18 protein-coding genes are annotated in these 23,197 nt (G+C 71.2%); 11 read left to right on the top strand and 7 right to left on the bottom strand.

The features are described from left to right. Positions 1-47: 47 nt before the first annotated feature. The gene (gene hemE, locus ACFV0Q_RS06550; RefSeq protein ID WP_385001384.1) at positions 48-1,112 is read right to left on the bottom strand and encodes a uroporphyrinogen decarboxylase; all 1,065 of its coding nucleotides are present in this window, start codon (positions 1,110-1,112) and stop codon (positions 48-50) included. 91 nt (positions 1,113-1,203) lie between these two features. Here hemE and ACFV0Q_RS06545 point away from each other — a divergent pair, with 91 nt between their 5' ends. The 6 genes from ACFV0Q_RS06545 to ACFV0Q_RS06520 all read left to right on the top strand — a co-directional run bounded on the left by ACFV0Q_RS06545 (position 1,204) and on the right by ACFV0Q_RS06520 (position 8,555). Beyond that, positions 1,204-1,860 carry a DUF3000 domain-containing protein gene (locus ACFV0Q_RS06545; RefSeq protein WP_385001381.1) on the top strand — a complete coding sequence of 219 codons (657 nt, stop codon included), beginning with the start codon at positions 1,204-1,206 and terminating at the stop codon, positions 1,858-1,860. Between the two features lie 276 nt (positions 1,861-2,136). Further along, a complete protein-coding gene (locus ACFV0Q_RS06540) occupies positions 2,137-2,799 on the top strand; it encodes a response regulator transcription factor (RefSeq protein ID WP_007267191.1) in 663 nt (220 codons plus the stop codon). A gap of 123 nt (positions 2,800-2,922) precedes the next feature. Then, a complete protein-coding gene (locus tag ACFV0Q_RS06535; protein WP_385001378.1) occupies positions 2,923-4,203 on the top strand; it encodes an HRDC domain-containing protein in 1,281 nt (426 codons plus the stop codon). A 109-nt stretch (positions 4,204-4,312) separates the two neighbouring features. Next, entirely contained in the window at positions 4,313-5,065 is a 753-nt protein-coding gene (locus ACFV0Q_RS06530) for a ferritin-like domain-containing protein (protein ID WP_385001375.1), read from the top strand. Between the two features lie 128 nt (positions 5,066-5,193). After that, complete coding sequence (locus ACFV0Q_RS06525) at positions 5,194-6,420, top strand: thiolase family protein (RefSeq protein WP_385001372.1); 1,227 nt, start codon at positions 5,194-5,196, stop codon at positions 6,418-6,420. Then, positions 6,417-8,555 (top strand): 3-hydroxyacyl-CoA dehydrogenase NAD-binding domain-containing protein, encoded by a 2,139-nt coding sequence (locus ACFV0Q_RS06520; RefSeq protein WP_385001369.1) that lies wholly within the window; start codon positions 6,417-6,419, stop codon positions 8,553-8,555. The genes ACFV0Q_RS06525 and ACFV0Q_RS06520 overlap by 4 nt, the downstream gene beginning before the upstream one ends. A 70-nt stretch (positions 8,556-8,625) precedes the next feature. Here ACFV0Q_RS06520 and ACFV0Q_RS06515 read toward each other — a convergent pair whose 3' ends face one another. Further along, entirely contained in the window at positions 8,626-10,374 is a 1,749-nt protein-coding gene (locus ACFV0Q_RS06515) for a polysialyltransferase family glycosyltransferase (protein ID WP_385001366.1), read from the bottom strand. Next, the gene (locus tag ACFV0Q_RS06510; protein ID WP_385001363.1) at positions 10,371-11,348 is read right to left on the bottom strand and encodes a glycosyltransferase family 2 protein; all 978 of its coding nucleotides are present in this window, start codon (positions 11,346-11,348) and stop codon (positions 10,371-10,373) included. The genes ACFV0Q_RS06515 and ACFV0Q_RS06510 overlap by 4 nt, the downstream gene beginning before the upstream one ends. Positions 11,349-11,658: 310 nt before the next feature. Here ACFV0Q_RS06510 and ACFV0Q_RS06505 point away from each other — a divergent pair, with 310 nt between their 5' ends. From ACFV0Q_RS06505 to ACFV0Q_RS06490, 4 genes are read left to right on the top strand one after another with little or no spacing between them, the layout of a single operon-like run. Continuing rightward, on the top strand, positions 11,659-12,933 hold the full coding sequence (locus ACFV0Q_RS06505) for a DUF6716 putative glycosyltransferase (RefSeq protein ID WP_385001360.1): 1,275 nt from the start codon (positions 11,659-11,661) through the stop codon (positions 12,931-12,933). A 58-nt stretch (positions 12,934-12,991) separates the two neighbouring features. Next, positions 12,992-13,771, top strand: a complete 780-nt coding sequence (locus ACFV0Q_RS06500; RefSeq protein WP_385001357.1) for a cytidylyltransferase domain-containing protein — start codon at positions 12,992-12,994, stop codon at positions 13,769-13,771. Between the two features lie 6 nt (positions 13,772-13,777). After that, positions 13,778-14,695, top strand: a complete 918-nt coding sequence (locus ACFV0Q_RS06495) for an N-acetylneuraminate synthase family protein (RefSeq protein WP_385001354.1) — start codon at positions 13,778-13,780, stop codon at positions 14,693-14,695. Beyond that, positions 14,692-15,774 carry a hypothetical protein gene (locus ACFV0Q_RS06490; RefSeq protein ID WP_385001351.1) on the top strand — a complete coding sequence of 361 codons (1,083 nt, stop codon included), beginning with the start codon at positions 14,692-14,694 and terminating at the stop codon, positions 15,772-15,774. Before ACFV0Q_RS06495 ends, ACFV0Q_RS06490 begins: the two co-directional genes overlap by 4 nt. Here ACFV0Q_RS06490 and ACFV0Q_RS06485 read toward each other — a convergent pair. After that, complete coding sequence (locus tag ACFV0Q_RS06485; RefSeq protein ID WP_385001348.1) at positions 15,739-16,866, bottom strand: hypothetical protein; 1,128 nt, start codon at positions 16,864-16,866, stop codon at positions 15,739-15,741. The genes ACFV0Q_RS06490 and ACFV0Q_RS06485 overlap by 36 nt on opposite strands. Before the next feature lie 134 nt (positions 16,867-17,000). Between ACFV0Q_RS06485 and ACFV0Q_RS06480 the strand changes: the two genes are divergently transcribed. Then, positions 17,001-18,140 carry an LCP family protein gene (locus ACFV0Q_RS06480; RefSeq protein ID WP_385001345.1) on the top strand — a complete coding sequence of 380 codons (1,140 nt, stop codon included), beginning with the start codon at positions 17,001-17,003 and terminating at the stop codon, positions 18,138-18,140. Here ACFV0Q_RS06480 and ACFV0Q_RS06475 read toward each other — a convergent pair whose 3' ends face one another. The 3 genes from ACFV0Q_RS06475 to ACFV0Q_RS06465 all read right to left on the bottom strand — a co-directional run bounded on the left by ACFV0Q_RS06475 (position 18,141) and on the right by ACFV0Q_RS06465 (position 23,196). Then, complete coding sequence (locus tag ACFV0Q_RS06475; protein ID WP_385001342.1) at positions 18,141-19,640, bottom strand: amino acid permease; 1,500 nt, start codon at positions 19,638-19,640, stop codon at positions 18,141-18,143. It lies immediately after the preceding gene. Between the two features lie 104 nt (positions 19,641-19,744). After that, positions 19,745-21,661, bottom strand: coding sequence for a 1-deoxy-D-xylulose-5-phosphate synthase (gene dxs / locus ACFV0Q_RS06470; protein ID WP_385001339.1), 1,917 nt, complete (start codon positions 21,659-21,661; stop codon positions 19,745-19,747). Between the two features lie 254 nt (positions 21,662-21,915). Next, positions 21,916-23,196 (bottom strand): sugar ABC transporter permease, encoded by a 1,281-nt coding sequence (locus ACFV0Q_RS06465; RefSeq protein ID WP_385001390.1) that lies wholly within the window; start codon positions 23,194-23,196, stop codon positions 21,916-21,918. Position 23,197 lies beyond the last annotated feature (1 nt).

Below are 23,197 nucleotides of genomic sequence, written 5' to 3'. Positions count from 1 at the left end.
GCGTTTGAGGCGCGGGGGTCCGGGGGCGGAGCCCCCGGCAGCGGTGCTCAGCGGGCGGTCTTGGTGTGGACGTAGTCCACCAGGCGGGTCAGGGCGTCGGGGTCGGTGGTCGGCAGGACCCCGTGGCCCAGGTTGAAGACGTGGCCCTCCAAGGCGGACGCGGCGGCCAGGACCTCGTCGGTCTTGGCCTCGACGGCCTCGGTGGTGGAGAAGAGGACGGCCGGGTCCAGGTTGCCCTGGAGCGCCTTGCCGGGGCCGACCCGGCGGACGGCCTCGTCCAGCGCGACCCGGTAGTCGACGCCCACGACGTCCGCGCCGGCCTCGCCCATCAGGCCGAGCAGCTCGCCCGTGCCCACGCCGAAGTGGATGCGCGGCACTCCGTACGAGGCCACGGACTCCAGGACCTTCGCCGACGCCGGCATCACCGAGCGGCGGTAGTCCGCCGGGGCCAGCGCGCCGACCCAGGAGTCGAAGAGCTGCACCGCGGAGGCGCCCGCCTCGATCTGGACCTTGAGGAAGGCGGAGGTGATCTCCGCGAGGCGGTCCAGGAGGTCGGCCCACAGCTCCGGGTCCCCGTACATGAGGGCCTTGGTGTGCTCGTGGTTCTTGGACGGGCCGCCCTCGACGAGGTAGCTCGCGAGGGTGAAAGGCGCGCCCGCGAATCCGATCAACGGCGTGCTGCCGAGTTCACCCGTGAGCATGCCGATCGCCTCGGTGACGTACGAGACGTCCTCCGGGGTGAGGTCGCGCAGCTGTGCGAGGTCCTCGCGGCGGCGGATGGGGTTGGCGACGACGGGGCCGATGCCCGGCTTGATGTCCAGGTCGACGCCGATGGCCTTCAGCGGGACCACGATGTCGGAGAAGAAGATCGCCGCGTCGACGTCGTGGCGCCGCACGGGCTGCAGGGTAATCTCGGTGACCAGGTCGGGGCGCATGCAGGACTCCAGCATGGCCGTGCCCTCGCGCACCTTGCGGTACTCGGGGAGTGAGCGGCCCGCCTGCCGCATGAACCACACGGGCGTGTGGGGGACCGGCTCCCGCCGGCACGCCTTCAGGAAGGCGGAATCGTACGTCTGACTCGGCTGGCCCGTGGGGCGGGTAGTGGCGCTCACGCGGCAAATCTTCGCACGTATGAAGAAGTGCCCGGCCCGGTGCGGGTGTCCCTGCGCCGCAGGGGCGCTCGTTCCGCCTAGTCTTCCCGGCATGGCTGCGGCTCAGGGACGATTTTCAGATGGCGCTGACGGTACGGACAGCGCGAAGGAGAGCTCCGTCCCGCTCCCGTTCCGCCGGGCGGTCGACGGCTTGAAGAAGGCGCGGCTGCGGTCCGGGATCGAGATCGACCCCACGAAACCGCCGCAGAGACTGGCCCCGTACGCGTACGCGCTGGAGGCGGCGGTCGTGGACGGGGAGGACGACCTGGCCGACGGCCGGCTCATCCTGCTCCACGATCCGGCCGGGCACGACGCCTGGCAGGGCACCTTCCGGCTGGTGACGCTGGTACGGGCCGAGCTGGAGCCGGAGATGGCCGCGGACCCGCTCCTCCCCGAGGTGTGCTGGTCCTGGCTGACGGGGGCGATGGACGCGCGCGGGCTCGCGTACGGGGAGGCGAGCGGGACCGTGACCATGGCGAGCTCGCACTACTTCGGCGGGCTCGCGGAGCGGCGTCCGGCCACGCAGATCGAGATCAGAGCCTCGTGGACGCCGCGCGAGGGGGTGGGCGGGGTGCCGGACACCTCGGCGCACCTCGCCGCCTGGTGCGAGCTGCTGTGCCAGATCGCGGGGCTGCCCCCGGTCGGGCCGACGGACACCGCCACGGGCGTGGTGTCCCTGCCACAGCGGCGCGGTCCGCACCACCCGTAGGAAGCGGCCCCCGAGGGGGCCGTCCGGCGGCCCGCGGGCACCGGGAACGACCGATCGGGCCGTAGCGGCGTGTCAGAACAGTGCGTCGATTGCGGCCTTCTGATCATCCCTTGATCGATCGTGCGTCCGAATTGCCCGAATTGTTACTCACCAAATCGTGATCATTCCCTAAAGCCGGGCGGGTGACGTGCCGAAGGAGTCAGTGACCATCCGCACGGTTCGCACCGGCTTCCTTCCCCGAGCCGGCCCGTCCCGCCACTCCCCCAGGAGGCCTAGGTGTCCGTTCTTCTCGAGCAGCCCGCAAGCCTGGTCGCCTACCGCCCGAACAAGCCGACGGCCATGGTCGTCGTGGCCGACCCGCGCGTCCGTTCCACCGTGACCCGCCATCTGTGGGCCCTCGGAGTACGTGACGTGATCGAGGCGTCGTCCATCGCGGAGGCCCGCCCCCGCGTCGGCAGCCCGCGCGACATCTGCGTGGCCGACGTACACCTGCCCGACGGTTCCGGTCTCACCCTGCTCTCCGAGACCCGCGCCGCCGGCTGGCCGAACGGCCTGGCCCTGTCCGCCGCCGACGACATCGGCGCCGTGCGCAACGCCCTCGCGGGCGGCGTGAAGGGCTACGTCGTCACCGGTACGCGGACCAACATCGGGCTCCCCACCCGGCCCGGCGCAGCCCCCATCGGCGCCGCCGCCGCCCGTATGCACCGCCGCCCCCCGGGTGCCCCGAGCCACCCGGGCGGCTACCGAGAGCTCTCCGGCCGCGAGGTCGAGGTCCTGCGCCTCGTCGCGGAGGGCCAGTCCAACAAGGCCATCGGCGTCTCGATGGGCCTGTCCGCCCTGACCGTCAAGTCCCACCTCGCCCGGATCGCCCGCAAGCTGGGCACCGGCGACCGGGCCGGGATGGTCGCCGTCGCACTGCGCACCGGGATCATCCACTGACCCTGCCCGCAGGCCCCGGACACCGTGCCGGGGCACCCCGGGAACCGTCCGCCCTTCCCCCTCGCGCCCGTCGACGGAACGTTCCGGCGACGGGCGCGTCACATCCACGGATACCCTTGACCGGTGACCGACGCCCAAGAGACCGCAGCAGGCCTGCGCACCACCACCGGGGGCGGCCCCCCGGACGACGAGGTTTCGTCCGATGGGCTGCCTGTTCCGTTGCTAGAACCCCGTGAGGGAATCCCCCCGGTCGTGGCCGACGCGGAAGCGCTGGCCCGGGTCGTCGCGGCCTTCGCCGCGGGCACCGGACCCGTGGCCGTCGACGCCGAACGCGCCTCCGGATACCGCTACGGCCAGCGCGCCTACCTGGTGCAGCTGCGCCGCGAAGGCGCTGGATCCGCCCTGATCGACCCCGTCGGCTGCCCGGACCTGTCCTCGCTCGGCGAGGCCCTGTCCGGCACCGAGTGGATCCTGCACGCCGCCACCCAGGACCTGCCGTGCCTGCGCGAAATAGGCATGGCGCCCACCTCCCTCTTCGACACCGAGCTGGCCGGCCGGCTGGCCGGGTTCCCCCGGGTCGGCCTCGGGGCGATGGTCGAGAGCGTGCTGGGCTACGTACTGGAGAAGGGGCACTCCGCCGTCGACTGGTCCACCCGCCCGCTGCCCGAGCCGTGGCTGCGCTACGCCGCGCTCGACGTGGAACTGCTGGTGGACCTGCGGGACGCGCTGGAGAAGGAGCTCGACCGGCAGGGCAAGCTCGAATGGGCGCACCAGGAGTTCGACGCCATCGCCTCCGCCCCGCCCGCCCCGCCGCGCAAGGACCCGTGGCGCCGTACGTCCGGCATGCACAAGGTGCGCCGCCGCCGGCAGATGGCCGTCGTACGGGAGCTGTGGGAGTCCCGCGACCGGATCGCCCAGCGCCGGGACGTGTCCCCCGGCAAGGTGCTCGGCGACGCGGCGATCGTGGAGGCGGCCCTGGCCCTCCCCGCGAACGTCCACGCCCTGTCGGCCCTGCCCGGCTACGGGCAGCGGATGGGGCGGCGCCAGCTGGACCAGTGGATGGCCGCCGTGGACCGGGCCAAGGCCCTGCCCGAGAACGAGCTGCCGCAGCCGGGGGCGACCCCGGCGGGTCCGCCGCCGCCGCGCTCCTGGGCGGACAAGGACCCGGCCGCCGCCGCGCGGCTGTCGGCCGCCCGCACCGCCGTCTCGGCGCTGGCGGAGGGGCTGAACCTGCCCCAGGAGAACCTGATCACCCCGGACACCGTGCGCCGGCTCTGCTGGGAGCCCCCGCAGCGGCTGGAGACCGGCACGGTCGCCGAGGCCCTGGCGGGCCACGGCGCCCGGCCCTGGCAGATCGAGCAGGTCACCGCGGCCCTGGTCACGGCCCTCGCCGCGACCGCCTGACCGCACCCGCACCACGAAGACCCCCGGCCGTCGGCCGGGGGTCTTCTGTTACGCGTCCATGACACACCAACCCTTTTGAACATGCTCAACCATCGCTAGGTTCTTGAACATGATCAAAAACGGGCACGGAGACGGGTACGAGGACTGGGTCCGCGATTTCGAGGCCGAGCGGGAGCGCCGGGCCGCCCTGGGGGACCCCGGCTGGGAGCGGGGCGCGCCCCTGCCCGCGGAGATCGTCCGCAGCCTCCAGAAGTTCCAGGTCGGCGAGGACGGGGACGGCTCCGCGCTGATCGGCAAGGCGGACCGCGCGGGCGATGCGGCGTACTCCCGGGCGATCCGGCTGTTCGTCGCGGAGGAGCAGAACCACGCCCGGCTGCTGGCGCTGCTGCTGGCGGCGGGCGGGGCGGGGACCCTGCCGGGGCACTGGAGCGACGCGGCCTTCGTACGGCTGCGCAGGCTGCTCGGGCTGCGGGTGGAGCTGCTGGTGCTGATGGTCGCCGAGGTGGTGGCCCTGCGGTACTACCGCGCGGTGCGCGACGGGGCGGCCGATCCGCTGGTGTCGGAGGTCGCGGGCCGGATCCTGGCGGACGAGGAGCGGCACGTGCCGTTCCACTGCCTGCGCCTGGCCGAGGGCCTGGCGGGGCTCCCCCGCCCCGCCCGCCGGGCCGTGACGGGCGGCTGGCGGGTCCTGCTGCTGGGGGCGGCCGTCGTGGTGGCCGCCGACCACGGGCCCGCCCTGCGCGCGCTGGGGGTGAGCAGGCGTTCCTTCGTACGGGAGACCTTCCGCTCCTCGGCGGCGATGGCCCGGGCGATGGCGGACGGCCCGGCCGCCGGGCCGGTGCGGACGCCCGCCGGAGTGTGACCTTCACCGCTCCTCGGGGAGGGGCTGTCCAGAGGGGTTACTCACAAGTAGCATGGCCGGGTGAGCGGGCGCTCAGTGATGGACGCCCCCGCGCAGCAGTGCACACCCGCACCTGGAGGAGAGCCAACGTGCCTCGTACCGTCAGGGACGTCGTCTTCGTCGACGGCGTCCGCACCCCGTTCGGCAAGGCGGGCCCGAAGGGCATCTACAACGGGACCCGCGCCGACGACCTCGTCGTGAAGGCGATCCGGGAGCTGCTGCGCCGCAACCCGGACCTGGACCCCGCGAAGATCGACGAGGTCGCCATCGCCGCGACCACGCAGATCGGCGACCAGGGCCTGACGCTGGGCCGTACCGCCGGCATCCTCGCGGGCCTCCCGCAGTCCGTCCCGGGCTACTCCATCGACCGCATGTGCGCCGGCGCGCTGACCGCCGTGACCGCCGTCGCGGGCGGTGTGGCCTTCGGTGCCTACGACGTCGCCCTCGCCGGCGGTGTCGAGCACATGGGCCGCCACCCCATGGGCGAGGGCGTGGACCCGAACCCGCGCTTCGTCTCCGAGAAGCTGGTCGACGAGTCCGCCCTGTTCATGGGCATGACCGCCGAGAACCTGCACGACCGGTACCCGGCGATCACCAAGCTCCGCGCCGACGAGTACGCCGTGCGCTCGCAGGAGAAGGCCGCCAAGGCGTACGCCGACGGCAAGATCCAGCAGGACCTGGTCCCGATCTCGGTGCGCAACACCAACGAGGCCGCGGGCGAGACGGGCTGGGGCCTGGTCACCTCCGACGAGCCGATGCGCCCGGGCACCACGCTGGAGAACCTGGCCGGCCTGAAGACCCCGTTCCGTACGCACGGCCGGGTCACCGCGGGCAACGCCGCCGGTCTCAACGACGGTGCCACCGCCGCGATCATCGCGTCCGAGGACTTCGCCCGGGAGAACAACCTCCCGGTCAAGATGCGCCTCGTCGCGTACTCCTTCGCCGGTGTCGAGCCGGAGGTCATGGGCTACGGCCCGATCCCGGCCACCGAGAAGGCCCTCGCCCAGGCCGGTCTGTCCATCGAGGACATAGGCCTGTTCGAGATCAACGAGGCCTTCGCGGTCCAGGTCCTCGCGTTCCTGGAGCACTACGGCATCGCCGACGACGACGCCCGCGTCAACCAGTACGGCGGCGCCATCGCCTTCGGCCACCCGCTCGCCTCCTCCGGCGTCCGTCTGATGACGCAGCTGGCCCGCCAGTTCGAGGAGCAGCCGCACGTCCGCTACGGCCTGACCACCATGTGCGTCGGCTTCGGCATGGGCGCCACGGTCATCTGGGAGAACCCGAACTTCAACGCCGAGGGAGACTCCAAGTGAGCACCACCGCTGAGCTCCTGAAGGGCGCGGCCGAGCTGTTCCCGGACGAGGTCGTCACGCAGGCGCACGTCCGCCACCTGGACCTGCCGTTCGGCGCCGGGCGCTTCGCGCTCGTCACGCTGGACAACGGCCTGGACCACACCAAGCCGACCACCTTCGGCCCGCAGTCCCTCGCCAACCTGAACGCGGCGATCGACCAGGTCGAGCAGGAGGCCATCGCCGGCTCCATCGTCGGCGCGGGCATCACCGGCAAGCCGTTCATCTTCGCGGTCGGCGCCGACCTCAAGGGCGTCGAGCTGCTGAAGAACCACGACGAGGCGCTCGCCATCGGCAAGGGCGGCCACGACGTCTTCAAGCGGCTGGCGGCCCTCGCGGTCCCGACCTTCGCGTACTACAACGGCGCGGCGATGGGCGGCGGTGTCGAGGTCGGTCTGCACTGCACCTACCGCACCGTCTCCAAGGCCATCCCGGCCTTCTCGCTGCCCGAGGTCTTCCTCGGTCTGGTCCCGGGCTGGGGCGGCTGCGCCCTGCTCCCGAACCTGATCGGTGCGGAGCGCGCGGTCTCGGTCATCATCGAGAACTCGCTGAACCAGAACCGCCAGCTCAAGGGCAAGCAGGTCTTCGAGCTCGGCATCGCCGACGCGCTGTTCGAGGGCGCGGACTTCCTGGAGCAGTCGCTCCTGTGGACCGCGAACGTCCTGAACGGCACCACCGAGGTCGTACGCGCCGAGATCGAGCGCGGCGAGGCCTGGGACGCGGCCGTCGCCAAGGGCCGCTTCATCGCGGACTCCAAGGTGCACGGCGCCGCCCCGGCCGCGTACCGCGCGCTGGACATCATCGCCGCGGCCAAGGACGGCGACCTCCAGGCCGGCTTCGACGCCGAGGACAAGGCGCTGGCCGACCTCATCATGGGCGGCGAGCTGCGCTCGGGCATCTACGCCTTCAACCTGGTGCAGAAGCGCGGCAAGCGCCCGGCCGGTGCCCCGGACAAGTCCCTGGCCCGTCCGGTCACCAAGGTCGGCGTCGTCGGCGCGGGCCTGATGGCCTCGCAGCTGGCGCTGCTGTTCCTGCGCCGCCTCGAGGTGCCGGTGGTCCTCACCGACATCGACCAGGAGCGCGTGGACAAGGGTGTGGGCTACGTCCACGCCGAGATCCAGAAGCTGCTCGGCAAGGGCCGCATCAACCAGGACAAGGCCAACCGCCTGACCGCCCTGGTGACCGGTGTCCTGGACAAGGCCGAGGGCTTCGCGGACGCGGACTTCATCATCGAGGCCGTGTTCGAGGAGATGTCCGTCAAGCAGAAGGTGTTCGCGGAGGTCGAGGCGGTCGCCCCGGCGCACGCGATCCTCGCCACCAACACCTCCTCGCTGTCGGTGTCGGAGATGGCCTCGAAGCTCCAGCACCCGGAGCGCGTGGTCGGCTTCCACTTCTTCAACCCGGTCGCGATCCTCCCGCTGCTGGAGATCGTCCGCGGTGAGCAGACCGACGACGCCTCGCTGGCCACGGCCTTCGGTGTCGCCAAGAAGCTGAAGAAGACCGCGGTCCTCACCAAGGACGCCCCGGCGTTCGTCGTGAACCGCATCCTGACCCGCTTCATGGGCGAGATCCAGAACGTCATCGACGAGGGCACCCCGGTGGTCACCGCCGAGAAGGCCATCGAGCCGCTCGGCCTGCCGATGTCCCCGCTGGTGCTGCTGGAGCTCGTCGGCCCGGCGATCGGTCTGCACGTCTCCGAGACCCTGAACCGCGCCTTCCCGGAGCGCTTCACCGTCTCGCCGAACCTGGCCGCCGTGGTCAAGGCCGGCAAGCGCGGCTTCTACGTCTACTCCGCCGAGAACGGCTTCAAGCCGGAGCTGGACCCCGAGGTCGCCGCCCTCCTCGTCCAGGGCGACTCCGTCCTGACCGAGGAGCAGGTCCGCGACCGCGTCCTGGACGCGGTGGCGCAGGAGATCGGCCTGATGCTGGAGGAGGGTGTCGTGGCCGAGGCCCAGGACATCGACCTCTGCCTCATCACCGGTGCCGGCTGGCCCTTCCACCTGGGCGGCATCACGCCGTACCTGGACCGTGAGGGCGTCTCGGAGCGGGTGAACGGCAAGCGCTTCCTCGCCCCGGGTGTCGCCAGCGTCCCGGCGTAACCCACGGAGTTACCCCGACGGCCCGTCCGCACCGTGTGCGGACGGGCCGTTCGCTTGCCCGGGCGGCCGGCTACTTGCGGCCGAGGCGGCCGCTCTTGACCAGGCGCTGGGCGGCCGGCGACTCGGGGTTGATGCTCAGCGCCCGCTGCCCCGCCTGGCGGCGCAGCTCGTCGCCGGGCTTGCCGAGCTTCGCGGCGGTCTCGGCGATCCGCAGCCAGACCAGCGCGCGTCCGCTGTCCGCGGAGATCTCGACGGCGCGCTTGAGCCGCCGCTTGGCCTGGTCCGTCTCCTTGCGGCGGATGTGGGCCTGGGCCATGCCGATGAGCAGGTCGAGGTTCTCGTGTTCGGCGAGGAGCCGCGCGCCCACCTCCAGCACGCCCCGGTCGTCCTTGGCCTCGACCAGGGAGGCGAACCCGCCGAGCGTGATGTCGGTGAAGGGCACGTCGTCCGGCTCGGTGCGCTCGCCGGTTGCGCGGAAGGTCCAGCCCTTGCCCCGGCGCCACTTCCACGTGCGCGGTCCGGGCAGGTCCAGCCGGGTCCGGGTGCGCTCGTTGAAGTGCATGGACAGCTCGGGGCGGCCCTCCCACTGGTCGACGGCGGCGGCGACGTACGCCTCGGCGACCGGGCGCAGGAAGGCGTACCGCTTGGACTGCATGCAGTAGGCGACGGCCTGGACGTACGGGGTGACCTCGGCGCGGATGTACTCGACGTCCAGCACCCGGTCGGCCGGCGGCCCGGCGGCCGCGGCCGGTGCCTCCAGGTCGGGGAGCAGGGCGTGGGTGAGGGTGGCGGGGATGCGGTTGCTGTTGGCGTAGGGCCGCATCCGCCGGATCACCTCCAGCGCGCCGATCTGGGCGACGGGGATCCCGTAGAGGGCGCGGGCGGTGAACAGGCCGGTGGAGAAGCAGCCGATGACCTGGCGGGGGCGCAGGTACGCGAAGACCGTCTCGGCCAGGACGGGCACGTCCAGGACGAGGAAGGGCACGCCCGCCTCGCGGGCGGCGTGCCCGAGGGCGTCGGCGAGGCTGGAGGGGGCGCTCGGGTGCGGTTTGAAGACGACGGAGGTGTGGCCGAGGGAGAGGGCGCTGCGGAACATGCGCAGGTGCAGCTCCTCCTCTTCCTCCTCGGTGAGGATGCCGAGCGGGGAGAGGTACTGGCCGAGCAGGACGGCGGTCTGCGGGCCGAGGCGCGCCAGCGGGGCCGGGATCACCCGGTCGAGGATCGGCGCGCACGCGCGGGTGACCTCGGCCATCAGCTTGAGGACGGCTCCGGTGTGCACGGGCTGCGAGGGGATCCCGTACTCGGTGAGGAGCATCGGCAGCAGGGTGGGGACCAGGTCGAGGTAGAGGACCTGGGTGATCCGGCCGTGGAGGGAGCGGGGCAGGTCGTTGCGGGTGGGGCCGTAGCTCATGACGCCGTCGGCGTAGACGGCGAGGGTGGCGTCCGAGAAGATCTTGCAGAGGGTCTGGGCGGGTTTGACCTGGATGGACTCGACGACGAGTTCCAGGGGGCCCGGCCGGATGCCGATCTTCTCCGCCATCACCGTGCGCCACAGCGGGGCGTCCTCGTCCCGCGGGGCCCACAGCGCCGGGTGGAAGGGGTAGATGAGGTCGTTCCAGTAGACGACCCGGTGGAAGCGCGCGAGGACCGCGGCGGCGCCGGGCATGTGGTGCAGCGGGGTCGCGACTTCGGGGATGTCGACGTTGTTGCACACGAGCAGGATGCGCTCGCGGTCGTCCTGGCCGAGCTGGCCCGCTTCGATGGCCGCTGCCACCGTCATGGCGCCGTAGAGGGTGGAGGCGGCGAATATCCGGGTCATCGGGCGGCGGCGCCCTGGTGCCGGGACATCAGCGCTCTGAGCTTGTTCACGCGTGCGGAGTCCATTCCTGCCAACGTCCCTTCCAGGATGTCCTGGGGGAGGTCCTGGAGGATCTGCGCGCTCCGTTCCAGCAGCAGACCCCGGGTGAGTTCCTCGTAAGACTCGGCGCGGTCCATGTGAATCACGATGAGCGCGCAGAGAGTTCGCATCGCCTTGAACGACAGTTCATATCCGCGTGGGTGCTGCGCAAGCTCCTCGAAAATCAGCCGGAAGGCCGGAAGGAAGTCGAGCTGGCGCTCGTCCGGGACCTTGGTCAGTGAAGTGGACACATCACGGCGGTAGAAGATGCCGTGGAGGTCGACGACTCCGAAGGAGCGGGTGCGCAGGTGCAGCTTGTAGAACCAGGGCCGGTCCTCGGCGGTGCGCAGGGTCTCGTCGAAGAACAGCGCTCCGGCCTCCAGGAGGCGCTCGCGGTCGTAGATGCCGGCCCAGGACTGCGGGTAGTCCATGAAGGTCGAGGCGTCCACCGGGCCGATGTAGTCCGCGGGATTCAGCGGGAGGGCCCGGGGGGCGAGCGGCGCCATGACGATCTTGCGCTTCCTCCCGTACACGCGGACGTGTCCGGTGCGCAGGAAGTCGACGCCCGACTGGCTCATCCAGCCGACGAGTTGCGCGAGATATCCGGGGGCGTACCAGTCGTCCCCGTCGAGGAAGGTGAAGAAACGCCCGCGGGCCGCCGAGAGGCCTATGTTCCGGGTGGCCGATATGCCCAGGTTCCGCTGATTGCGGATCAGTACGGCACCGGGAATGCCCGACACCATCTCATCGAGGATCTCTGACGTCCCGTCAATGGATCCGTCGTCCACGATGATGAACTCGAAATCCTCCCTGACATTCAGCGCCAAGGACTTGAGTGCCGTCCGACAGTAGTCCCGCACGTCACACATGGCAACGATTACCGAAAGGGTCACCATCGAAAGTACTCACCCCGCTCACATTCCTTCACACTTCCCCCGGACACGGCCCGGACGGCCCGTCCGCCGCGCCCCCCGATCCTACGATCAAGTAACACGTCGGCCATCATGACAGAACCCCCCGGAGGCCCTGTACGATCGCCATGGTGTGACGTACAACTCCCTTGCCCGTCGAGGCCTATTCGTGACACGTAAGGCTCAGGTGAGCATGTAAGGTCTAACGGGCCGCGCGGCAATCCCGTCCAGGCCCGCACTCGCCCGCGGCCCTGGCGACGGCAGTTGGACCTCACCCTCGACCCGGGAATCACCAGTGCGCATCCACGTGCTCGCAGACTCCGACACCCGCTGGAAATGGGGCGCGGGGCTGGCGGTGGGCCTGGCGCCGGACAGCGAGGTGCACGCCCACATGCTGCGCGGCAGGAGCACTCCCACGGCGCGCCAGCTGGCCGAGGTCGGCATCACCCCCGCCTCCATCACCGAGGCCACGCTCCCCGAGTTCGCGGCGGCGCCCGAACTGGACGAAGCGGACGTCGTCATCCTGGGGACGGTCGGCGGCTCCACCCACGCCGCCCTGCACGCACTGGCCCACCGCTTCCGCGCGGCGGCCCGGCGGCCGGTGCTCATGACCGGATACGTCGGCGTCGTCTACGAGAAGATGGCCGACGGCCTGCTGCTGCGCGCGGGTGCCGATATCGTCCTCGCCAACAGTCCTTTCGACCGGCGCCGGTTCACCGACATCTACGAACCCCTCGGAATTCCGGGGTCCTGCGTCGTCCAGACGGCGCTGCCTTTCCTCGACCAAAGGCCCTACGACCTGAACCGGACCCACGCCCGGCATCCGTATACGGTGTGCTTCGCCGTCCAGCCCTCGGTACCCGCCGACCGCAATGGCCGCCTTTACCTGCTGCGCCGCGCGATATCCCACGCACGACTGCGCCCGGGACGCGACGTTCTCATCAAACTCCGCAGCAAGCCGGGCGAGGCCACCACCCACATCGAAGCGCACCACTACCAGGTCCTCGCGGACCAACTGGAAGAACCGCTGCCGGCCAACCTGCATTTCGTGTACGGAAACATGTCGGAAACCCTGGACCGCACCGACCTGTTGGTGACCGTCAGTTCCACGGCCGCCCTCGAATCGATGCACCGGGGAATGCCGACGGCGATCCTGAGTGATCTCGGCGTACGGGAAATCCACGGCAACCACTATTTCGTCGGTTCCGGCTGCGTCACCGACTGGTCCGCGATAGACGAGGGCGCCGCCCCGCTCGCGCACGAATCCTGGACCGCCGACCAGGGAATCCGGTCCGAGGACCCTTTCGGGGAACTCCGCACCCGGATCCGGCAATTGCTGGGGCGCCCGCTGCCGCCGGTCTCCCCGTACTACACGGCCGAGAGCGCGCCCGAATACGTCGGTGCGCTGCTGCGCCGCCGGGGCCTGAATCCGGACGGCTCCCCCGGCGCGGGCGCGAGTGCCCGCTCCAGCGGCCCGATGCGGCGCACCTCCCGCCGCGTCCTGAAGGTCGCCTACCAGTTCGGTGTCCAGCGCGTGGCCCCGAAGATCCAGCAGTGGGGCGGCGTGTGACCGCCCCGTACACCGACTCAGCCACGACTCAGCCACGACTCAGCCTCATGGGAGCCCTGTGAACGTCACCGCCGTCATACCCGCCCGGGGCGGCTCCAAGGGCATCCCCGGGAAGAACGTCGCCGAGGTCGGCGGGGTTCCCCTCGTCGCCCGCGCGGTACGGGCCTGCCTCGGCGCGGCCCACGTGACCCGGGTCGCGGTGTCCACCGACGACGAGGCCATCGCCCGGGCGGCCCGCGAGGCCGGCGCCGAGGTCGTCGAGCGGCCCGCCGAGCTGGGCTCCGACCAGGCCTCCAGCGAATCGGCGCTGCTGCACGCGCTGGACCGGCTGGAGGAGCGCCACGGGGAGCCGGTGGACGTGCTGGTCTTCGTCCAGTGCACCAGCCCCTTCGTCACCGCCGAGGAGGTCGACGGGACCGTCCTGGCCGTGGTCCGCGACGGGGCCGACTCCGCCTTCACCGCCGTGCCCTCCCACGGCTTCCTGTGGACCGCCGAGCCCGGCACCGGCCCCGGGCACCGCGCGCGGGGCGTCAACCACGACAGCGCCGTCCGCCAGCGCCGCCAGGACCGTACGCCCGAGTACCTGGAGTCGGGCGCCGTCTACGCGATGCGCGCCGACGGCTTCCGCCGCCACGGCCACCGCTTCTTCGGCCGGACCCAGCTCGTCCCGACCGCCCCGGAGCGGGCCATCGAGATCGACGAGCCCGGCGACCTCGCCCGGGCCCGGGCCCTGGCCCCCCTGCTGGACGCGCCCCCGCTCCTGCCGCGGGTACCGGCACAGCAGAACCCGGCGACTTCGTCGCCACACCCCTCGCAGTACATCGGAAAGGAACTCTGAACAGTGGTGCACAGCAGCCGTATCCGCCGGATCGGCGACAAGGAGGTCGGCGCGGGCCGTCCCGCCTATGTGATCGGCGAGATCGGAATCAACCACAACGGTGAGCTCGCCAACGCCCTGGCGCTCATCGACGCGGCCGCGGACGCGGGCTGTGACGCGGTGAAGTTCCAGAAGCGCACGCCCGAGATATGCACGCCGCGCGACCAGTGGGACATCGAGCGCGACACCCCCTGGGGCCGGATGACCTACATCGACTACCGCCACCGCGTGGAGTTCGGCGAGGACGAGTACCGGGCCATCGACGAGCACTGCGCGAAGCGCGGCATCGCCTGGTTCGCGTCCCCGTGGGACACCGAGGCCGTCGCCTTCCTGGAGAAGTTCGACGTCCCGGCCCACAAGGTGGCCTCCGCCTCCCTGACCGACGACGAGCTGCTGCTCGCCCTGCGCGCCACGGGCAAGACGGTCATCCTGTCCACCGGCATGTCCACCCCGCAGCAGATCCGGCACGCGGTGGAGGTGCTGGGCAGCGAGAACATCGTCCTGCTGCACGCCACGTCCACCTACCCGGCGAAGGCCGAGGAGCTGAACCTGCGGGTCATCAACAGCCTGGAGGCCGCCTACCCGAACGTGCCCGTCGGCTACTCCGGCCACGAGACCGGCCTGCAGACCACGGTGGCCGCCGTCGCCATGGGCGCCTGCGCCGTCGAGCGGCACATCACCCTGGACCGCGCCACGTGGGGCTCCGACCAGGCCGCCTCCGTCGAACCCGGCGGCCTCGCCCGCCTCGTGCGCGACATCCGCACCATCGAGACCGCCCTCGGCGACGGCGTCAAGCGGGTCTACGACTCCGAGCTCGCGCCGATGAAGAAGCTCCGCCGGGTCCAGGGCACCCTCGCCGCCGAGGGCGTGACGGCCTCGGCATGAGCGAAACCCTCGCCCTGGTGGAGAGCCCGGCTCAACTACTGAATGTCCTGGAGTGGGCCCACGTCCACCCGGGCGAGGCAGCGTCCCTCACCATCGCCGTCCTCCAGCCGGTGGACCCGCGCTCACGCGCGCAGGTCCGCCGGCTGTGCCGGTTCGCCTCGCAGGCCAAGGTCGTGTGGCGGCGCTACGAGGTGCGCGCGGGGTACCTGGGGCGGGCGGGCGAGCTGATGCGCCTGGGCCGGGCGGTCGCGGCCGCCGACCGGCTGGTCATCGGAGACCTGTTCTCCCGCACCATCCAGCTGCTGCTGCCCCGCTCCCGGGCCCGCGAGGTGGTCGTCGTGGACGACGGCACCGCCACCACCGAGCTGGTCAGCCTGCTGACGTACGGACAGCAGCTGACCCGCTGGCACCAGGGCGATCTGAAGCCCTCCGCCAAGGGCGGCCCCGTCAACCGCTGGCTGGCCCGTGACGACCTGGACCGGGCCGTCTTCTTCACCTGCATGCCCGTGAGCGCGCCCCCCGGCACCGAGGTGCGGCCCAACGAGTACGCCTGGAGCCGGGAGACCTTCGGCCCGGTCCGGGTCCGCGCCGGGGCCGATCTGGCGGGCAGCTCCCTGGTGGAGACCGGGGTCATCGACGAGGACCGCTACATCGAGGCGGTCGGCTGGATCGCGCGCTCCCGCACGGCCGGCCGCTACCTGGCGCACCGCCGCGAGAGCGCGGGCAAGCTGGAACGGATCGCCGGGGCCACGGGCATGGAGATCGTCCACCCCGAACTGCCGCTGGAGCTGACCGCGCTGACCGAGCCCATCGGGCTGTCCCTGCTCACCTTCGCGTCCACCATCGCCTACACCCTGCCGATCGTGCTGCGCGGTACGGCGGTACGGGTGGAGCTGTGCGACATGGACGACGCCTGGATCACCCCGGACACGGCCGAGCGCTCGGTGGACTTCCTGCGGCGGATCTCGGCCCTGGCGGTGGACCGGCACAACCTGGCCCGGATCCCGCCCCAGCCCCGCGGGCGGGCGTACGCGTACGAGGGGTCAGAACCGCTGCCAGCGGCCCAGCGAGAGGCTTGAGCCGTCCTTCTGCCGGTTGACCAGCAGTTCGCCGCGGGCACTGATCGAGGCGATGACGACCAGTCCGTGCGCGTCGACGGCCAGGGCCGGGGACTCCAGGCACTCCTCGCCGATCTCGGTCCACCACAGCCCGGCGGCCTCGTGCTCGGTGGGGTACGCGGCCAGCGCGGTCCGCCCGCCGACGGTACGGAAGGCCAGCACCGTGCAGTCGTAGCCGTCGACCACCGCGCGGGCGGCGGCGACCGTCCCGTAGGCCGGTCCGCCGCCCAGCGCCAGCACCCCGGCGCCCTCGCGGTAGGCGAACACCCCGCTGCCGTCGGCGGCGTGCCAGAAGTGGGTGACCCGGCCCGGGGCGGTCTCCAGGACGCACGGCGAGCCGTCCTGGGCGAGGTACGGGATGTCCTCGCCCTTCTTCAGGGGGCCGCCGGGCACGCTCTGCGCCCACAGCGAGAGGCCCTTCTCCCCCGGGGCGGCGAACCAGACGCGTCCCTCGGCGGTCGAGGCGGCGCAGGCCCCCTCGAAGGTCTTGCTGCCGCGCAGGTCGTCCCACGCGCCCCAGTTGCCCTTCTTGTCCTGGCGGCGTACGTGGACTCCGCGCCCGGCGTTGCGCACGAACACGTGGAGTGCGCCCTGGGCGTCGACCGCGAGGGCCGGCGGGCCGCCGCGGTGGGACATGTCGGGCTTGCGGTACAGGGTGCCGAGGGAGTCCCAGGGGCCCATGGGGCGGCCGCTCTGGTACTGCACCGCGTGGTGGTAGGTGACCGTCTCGGTGTCCCCGGACCGCCGGCGGCGCCGGCCCACGAAGTGCGCGTACCCGTCGGGGCCCTGGCCCACCGCGAGGTCGGTCAGTTCCTCGGCGGGGAAGAGGTCGGGGCCGTTCCATTCGGGACCGCCGGGGGCGCGCTCGGTCCAGCGCAGCAGTCCGCCCTCGGTGCGCGCGTAGGCGGTGAGCCGTCCGTCCTTGCCGGCGAGGAGCCAGCGGCCGCGTACGGGACCCAGCGCCACCATGGTCCAGTCGCGTGCGGGGGCCGCGTCACGTCCGGCGGGGCGGCGGGTGGATGGAGTCGCATTGCGCCTGGATCGCGTCGCCATGGACCGCAAGCAACCCTTCCGCTTCACCGTTCGAACAGAATCAGGATACCCCGGGGGCCTTCTGGCCTGATCCGGCGTTTATGTTGTAGCCCGCGAGATTCCCCGCTTCCCCTCCGGAAGGCCGGTCCCCGGGCATGACTTCAGACACCACCGCCGCGACGAGCCCGGCCGAGGGCAGGACGCCCCCCGCGCGCACGCCCCGTTCGCGCGGGAGCCGGATCCGGCGCGCTCTGGCCTGGACGGCGGCCGTACTGGTCCTCGGCGCGGCCGGATCCGGCTGGTGGGTCTACAGCCACCTCAACGGGAACATCGCCAGCGTCGACCTGGACCAGGCGATCGGCACCGACAACCGGCCGCCGAAGGTGGTCGAGAACGCGCAGAACGTCCTGGTGCTCGGCTCCGACTCGCGCGCCGGGGCCAACGGCGAGCTCGACCACGGCGACGTCAGCGGCGCCCGCTCCGACACCGCGATGCTGGTGCACATACCCGAGGGCCGGGCCCGGGCCACCGCGGTGAGCATCCCGCGCGACACCCTGATCGCCCGGCCCGAGTGCAAGGACGGCGACGGCAAGGCCGTGCCCGCCGCCGACCGGGTCATGTTCAACTCCGTGTACTCCCTCGCCGGTCCGGCCTGCGTGGTCAAGACGGTCGAGGCGATGTCCGGGATCCGCGTGGACCACTTCGTCGAGGTGGACTTCGCCGGGTTCAAGGGCCTGGTGGACGCGCTCGGCGGGGTCACCGTCACCCTCGACCAGCCGATGAGCGGCGCGAAGGGCGGCCTGAAGCTGGACGCGGGCACGCACCGGCTGAACGGCACGGACTCGCTGAAGTTCGTACGGACCCGCTACGGATACGGCGACGGCAGCGACCTCGGACGCATAGGCCTGCAGCAGCAGTTCATGCTCGCGATGCTGTCCGAGATCAAGAAGCAGGACGCCCTCGGCAACCCGGCCCGGCTGTACAAGCTCGCCGACGCCGGGACCAAGTCCCTGACCACCGACTCCGATCTGGCCTCCCTCACCGCGCTGTCCGACTTCGCGCGGAGCATGAAGGGCGTGGACCCGGCCACGATGGAGACCATCATGCTGCCGGTGGCCTACGACAAGGTGGACCCGAACCGGGTCGTCGTCGCACAGCCGCAGGCCTCCCAGTTGTGGGAGGCCCTGCGTACCGATCAGAAGATCCCCGCCTCGGCGAAGGACTCCCCCGCCAAGGGCGGCTCGGGCAAGGCTCCCAAGGAACCGAAGGCCTCGCCCTCGCCGGCCGCCCCGTAGCTAGCGGTTCTCGCGCACTCCCTCGCCCTGGCCGAGCCGGCTGTGGCTGCGCCCGTAGAGGAAGTAGACGACGATGCCGATCGCCATCCAGACGCCGAAGCGGATCCAGGTCTCGGCCGGCAGGTTGAGCATCAGCCAGAGCGAGGCCGCGATCGAGAGGATCGGGATCACCGGCACCCAGGGGGTGCGGAAGGCGCGGTGCAGGTCGGGGCGGGTCTTGCGCAGGATGACCACGCCGAGGGCGACGAGCACGAAGGCGAACAGCGTGCCGATGTTCACCAGTTCCGCGAGCTTCTCCAGGCTGGTGAAGCCCGCGACGATGGCGATGATCCCGCCGAGCAGCAGGGTCGCCCGGTAGGGGGTGCGGTACTTCGGGTGGGTGACGGAGAAGACGCGCGGCAGCAGTCCGTCACGGCTCATCGCGAAGAACACGCGGGTCTGGCCGAGCAGCAGGATCATGCACACGGTGATCAGACCGACCGCCGCCCCGAGACTGATGGCACCGGAGAAGAAGGGCTGGTTCACCGACTTGAAGGCTTCGGCCAGTGGCGCCGTCGGTGACATCTCCGAGTACTTCTGCATACCGGTGACCACCAGCGTCACGGCGACGTAGAGCACGGTGCAGATCAGCAGCGAGCCGAGGATGCCGCGCGGCATGTCCCGCTGGGGGTTCTTGGTCTCCTCGGCGGCGGTGGCCACGACGTCGAAGCCGATGAAGGCGAAGAAGATGAGGGAGGCCGCAGTGAAGATGCCCATGACGCCGAAGTTGGTGGGCGCGTAGCCGAACATCAGCTGGACCAGTGGCGTATGCAGGCCGCTACCCGCCTCCTGCGGCTGGGCCGGGGGGATGAACGGCGAGTAGTTGTCGGCCTTGATGAAGAACAGGCCCGCGACGATGACCAGCAGGACCACGAAGACCTTGATGGCGACCACGACCGCGGTGATCCGCGCCGAGAGCTTCGTCCCGACGACCAGGATCGCGGTCAGCGCCAGGATCAGCAGGAAGGCCAGCAGGTCGAAGCTTCCTCCCGCGTCCGGTCCGGCCAGCGTGGTGGGCAGGTCCCAGCCCAGGTTGGTGTGCATCAGGTGGCGCACGTACCCGGACCAGCCGACCGCCACGACGGCGGTGCCGAGCGCGAACTCGAGCACCAGGTCCCAGCCGATGATCCAGGCGGGCAGCTCACCGATCGAGGCGTACGAGAAGGTGTACGCCGATCCGGCCACCGGCACGGTGGACGCGAATTCGGCGTAGCAGAGCGCCGCGAGGGCGCAGACGATGCCCGCCGCGACGAAGGCCAGGGAGGTGGCGGGTCCGGCGTTGTTCCGGGCCGCGATGCCCGTGAGGACGAAGATGCCGGTGCCGATGATGACACCGACACCGAAAACCGTCAGGTCCCAGGCGGAGAGCGACTTGCGGAGCGCGTGTTCCGGCTCCTCCGTGTCGCGGATGGACTGCTCGACCGTCTTGGTGCGGAAGACGCTGTTCAGGTCCTTGCTCACCGACGCACCTCCGACAGGTGACGACGCACACGAACGGGCCGGGAGGCCCACCCTTTCCAGGGTGATCTCCCGGCCCGTGACGTGCAACCGCGCGTTCCGGTCGACTAGTCGACCGTGGCCGCCGGCTCGCTGTCGTAGCGCCCGTCCAGCTTCGCCACCAGACCGGTGACCTGGCGGGCGATGTCCGGAGCGGTCAGGCCGATCTCGGCCATGATCTCCTTGCGCAGCGCGTGGTCGAGGAAGCGCTGCGGGATGCCGAAATCGCGCAGCGGTACGTCGACGCCCGCGTCCCGCAGGGCCTGGGCGACGGCGGCGCCGACACCGCCGGTGCGGCCGTTGTCCTCGACGGTGACGACGACCCGGTGGCGGTCGGCGAGCGGGGCCATGGCCTCGTCCACCGGCTTCACCCAGCGGGGGTCGACCACGGTCGTCGAGATGCCCTGCTTGTCGAGCAGGTCGGCGATCTCCAGGCACATCGGGGCGAGTGCGCCGACCGAGACGAGCAGTACGTCCGGACGGGTGACCTCGGGGGCCGGGGTGCGCAGCACGTCCATGCCGCCGATCCGGCCGACGGCCGGGACGGCCGGGCCGACGACGCCCTTGGAGTAGCGCACGACGGTCGGGGCGTCCTTGACCTCGACGGCCTCGCGGAGCTGGGCGCGCAGCTGCTCGGCGTCGCGGGGCGCGGCCAGGCGCAGGCCGGGGACGACCTGGAGGATGGACATGTCCCACATGCCGTTGTGGGAGGCGCCGTCGTCACCGGTGACGCCGGCCCGGTCCAGGACGAAGGTGACCCCGCACTTGTGCAGGGCGACGTCCATCAGGACCTGGTCGAAGGCGCGGTTCAGGAAGGTCGCGTAGACCGCGAAGACCGGGTGGACGCCGCCGGTGGCGAGGCCGGCGGCCGAGGTGGCGCCGTGCTGCTCGGCGATGCCGACGTCGTAGATCCGGTCCGGGAAGGCCTCGGCGAACTTGTTCAGGCCGACCGGGTGGAGCATGGCGGCGGTGATGCCGACGATGTCGGGCCGGTCGTGGCCGAGCTTGACCATCTCGTCGGCGAAGACGGAGGTCCAGCTGGCGGCGGCGGTCTTCACCGGCAGGCCGGTGTCCGGGTGGATCACGCCGACCGCGTGGAAGCGGTCCGCCTCGTGTTCCAGGGCCGGGGTGTAGCCGCGGCCCTTCTGGGTGAGGCAGTGCACGATGACCGGGCCGCTGAAGCGCTTGGCGCGCGTCAGGGCGGACTCCAGGGCCTCGATGTCGTGGCCGTCGATGGGGCCGATGTACTTCAGGCCCAGGTCCTCGAACATGCCCTGCGGGGCGATGAAGTCCTTGAGGCCCTTCTTGGCGCCGTGCAGGGTCTCGTACAGCGGCTTCCCGACGACCGGGGTGCGCTCCAGGAGGTCCTTGCCGCGGGCGAGGAAGCGCTCGTAGCCGTCGGTGGTGCGCAGGGTGGCGAGGTGGTTCGCGAGGCCGCCGATGGTGGGGCCGTACGAGCGCTCGTTGTCGTTGACGACGATGACCAGCGGGCGGTCCTTGGCGGCGGCGATGTTGTTCAGCGCCTCCCAGGCCATGCCGCCGGTCAGCGCGCCGTCGCCGATGACGGCGGCGACGTGGTGGTCCTCGCGGCCGAGCACCTCGTTGGCCTTGGCGAGGCCGTCGGCCCAGCCCAGCACCGTGGAGGCGTGGGAGTTCTCGATCACGTCGTGCTCGGACTCGGCGCGCGAGGGGTAGCCGGACAGGCCGCCCTTGGAGCGCAGGTTGCCGAAGTCCTGGCGGCCGGTGAGCAGCTTGTGGACGTAGGCCTGGTGGCCGGTGTCGAAGAGGACCTTGTCCTTGGGCGATTCGAAGACCCGGTGCAGGGCGATCGTCAGTTCGACCACGCCGAGGTTGGGGCCGAGGTGCCCGCCGGTCTTGGAGACGGCGTCGACGAGGAAGGACCTGATCTCGGCGGCGAGCTGTTCGAGCTCCTCCTGGCTGAGCCGGTCCAGATCGCGCGGTCCCTTGATGCGGGTCAGCAGCACCCGTGCCTCCTTGCAGTTGCTTGCTGGTCTGTCGAGTCTAATGTTCCGCTCGCGAGGGCGGTCATCGGGCGGTACCCGGAGGGTCACACCTTTGTCATACCTGTACACCTCGTCGCGGAATCACACACCCCAAACGGGCGTATATCCGCACAGTTGTACGCAGAGATCTACGCACGGATGCCCGGCGCCACACGAAGTGGCACCGGGCACTGTGACGGGTCTTACCGTCCCGCGTGGCCCCCGAGGGCCTGCGGTCAGGCGCGTCCCGCGGTCTTCTGGGTCTTGCGGGTGACCGAGTCGATGACCACGGTGGCGAGCAGTACCGCACCGGTGATCATGTACTGGATCGGCGTCGCGATCCCCTCCAGGGCCAGACCGTACTGGATGGAGGTGATGACCATGACGCCGAGGAGGGCGTTCCAGGTCCGGCCCCGGCCGCCGAAGAGGCTGGTGCCGCCGATGACGGCCGCCGCGATGACGTTCATCAGCAGGTCGCCGGCGCCGGCGCTCTGGTTGGCCGCCGCGATCTTGGAGGCCCAGAAGAGCCCGCCGACGGCGGCGAAGGTGCCCGCGATGGAGAAGACCGCGATGCGGATCCCGGCCACGTTGATGCCCGCGCGGCGGGAGGCCTCGACGCTGCCGCCGAGGGCGAAGACGTTGCGGCCGAAAGAGGTGCGGCGCAGCAGGAAGTCCGTGCCGACCAGCGCCAGCACGAAGAGCACCACCGCGAGCGGCAGGCCCTTGTACTGGTTGAACACCACGGCCGGCCCGAAGGTGAAGACCGCGAGCACCCCGGTGCGCAGCAGGATCTCGGTGAGCGGCCGCGAGGGGACCCCGGCGGCCGCCCGGCGGCGGTTGTCGGAGAAGGTCGCGAGGAAGTACGCCGCCACGGCGACCGCCGCGAGTCCGTACCCGGCGGCCACGTCCGAGAAGAAGTACGTGGTCAGCTGGCCGACCACGCCGTCGGAGTCGAGGTTGATGGTGCCGTTGCTGCCGAGGATCTGCAGCATCGCGCCGGACCAGAACAGCAGGCCCGACAGGGTGACGGCGAAGGCGGGGGCGCCGATCTTGGCGAAGAAGAAGCCGTGGATCGCGCCGATCAGGGCGCCTCCGGCGATGGCAGCCAGGATCGCGAGCCATTCGTTCACGCCGTGGGTGACGGCGAGGACGGCGACGATCGCGCCCGAGACGCCGCTGACGGAGCCGACCGAGAGGTCGATCTCGCCGAGCAGCAGCACGAAGATGATGCCGACGGCCATCATGCCGGTGGCGACCATCGTGATCGCGATGTTGGTGAGGTTCTCCGGGGAGAGGAAGTTCGAGTTCAGGCTCTGGAAGATGCTCCAAATGACGATCAGGCCGAGGACGACCGGGATGGAGCCCAGGTCACCGGCCTTCATCTTGCGGCCGAACTCGTTCAGGTAGCCCGAGAGGCCCTGCTCGCGGACGAGCAGGCGCGGGTCCACCGCGGGGATGGCGTCCGCCGCCGCGGCCGGGTTGACCGGGTCGACGTGCTGCCCCGGTCCCTTGCCCAGC

It is taken from the genome of Streptomyces sp. NPDC059564, assembly GCF_042735575.1.
GTDB lineage: Bacteria > Actinomycetota > Actinomycetes > Streptomycetales > Streptomycetaceae > Streptomyces.
The sequence above is the reverse complement of the archived record's forward strand: the minus strand, read 5'-3'. Positions and strand labels throughout refer to the sequence as shown.

Excerpts from the sequence above, each read along its gene's own strand:
- ACFV0Q_RS06485 (WP_385001348.1), bottom strand. The coding sequence starts at position 16,866 with ATGGCGACGCGATCCAGGCGCAATGCGACTCCATCCACCCGCCGCCCC.
- ACFV0Q_RS06530 (WP_385001375.1), top strand. The coding sequence starts at position 4,313 with ATGATCAAAAACGGGCACGGAGACGGGTACGAGGACTGGGTCCGCGAT.
- ACFV0Q_RS06515 (WP_385001366.1), bottom strand. The coding sequence starts at position 10,374 with ATGACCCGGATATTCGCCGCCTCCACCCTCTACGGCGCCATGACGGTG.
- ACFV0Q_RS06490 (WP_385001351.1), top strand. The coding sequence starts at position 14,692 with ATGAGCGAAACCCTCGCCCTGGTGGAGAGCCCGGCTCAACTACTGAAT.
- ACFV0Q_RS06545 (WP_385001381.1), top strand. The coding sequence starts at position 1,204 with ATGGCTGCGGCTCAGGGACGATTTTCAGATGGCGCTGACGGTACGGAC.
- ACFV0Q_RS06480 (WP_385001345.1), top strand. The coding sequence starts at position 17,001 with ATGACTTCAGACACCACCGCCGCGACGAGCCCGGCCGAGGGCAGGACG.
- ACFV0Q_RS06510 (WP_385001363.1), bottom strand. The coding sequence starts at position 11,348 with ATGGTGACCCTTTCGGTAATCGTTGCCATGTGTGACGTGCGGGACTAC.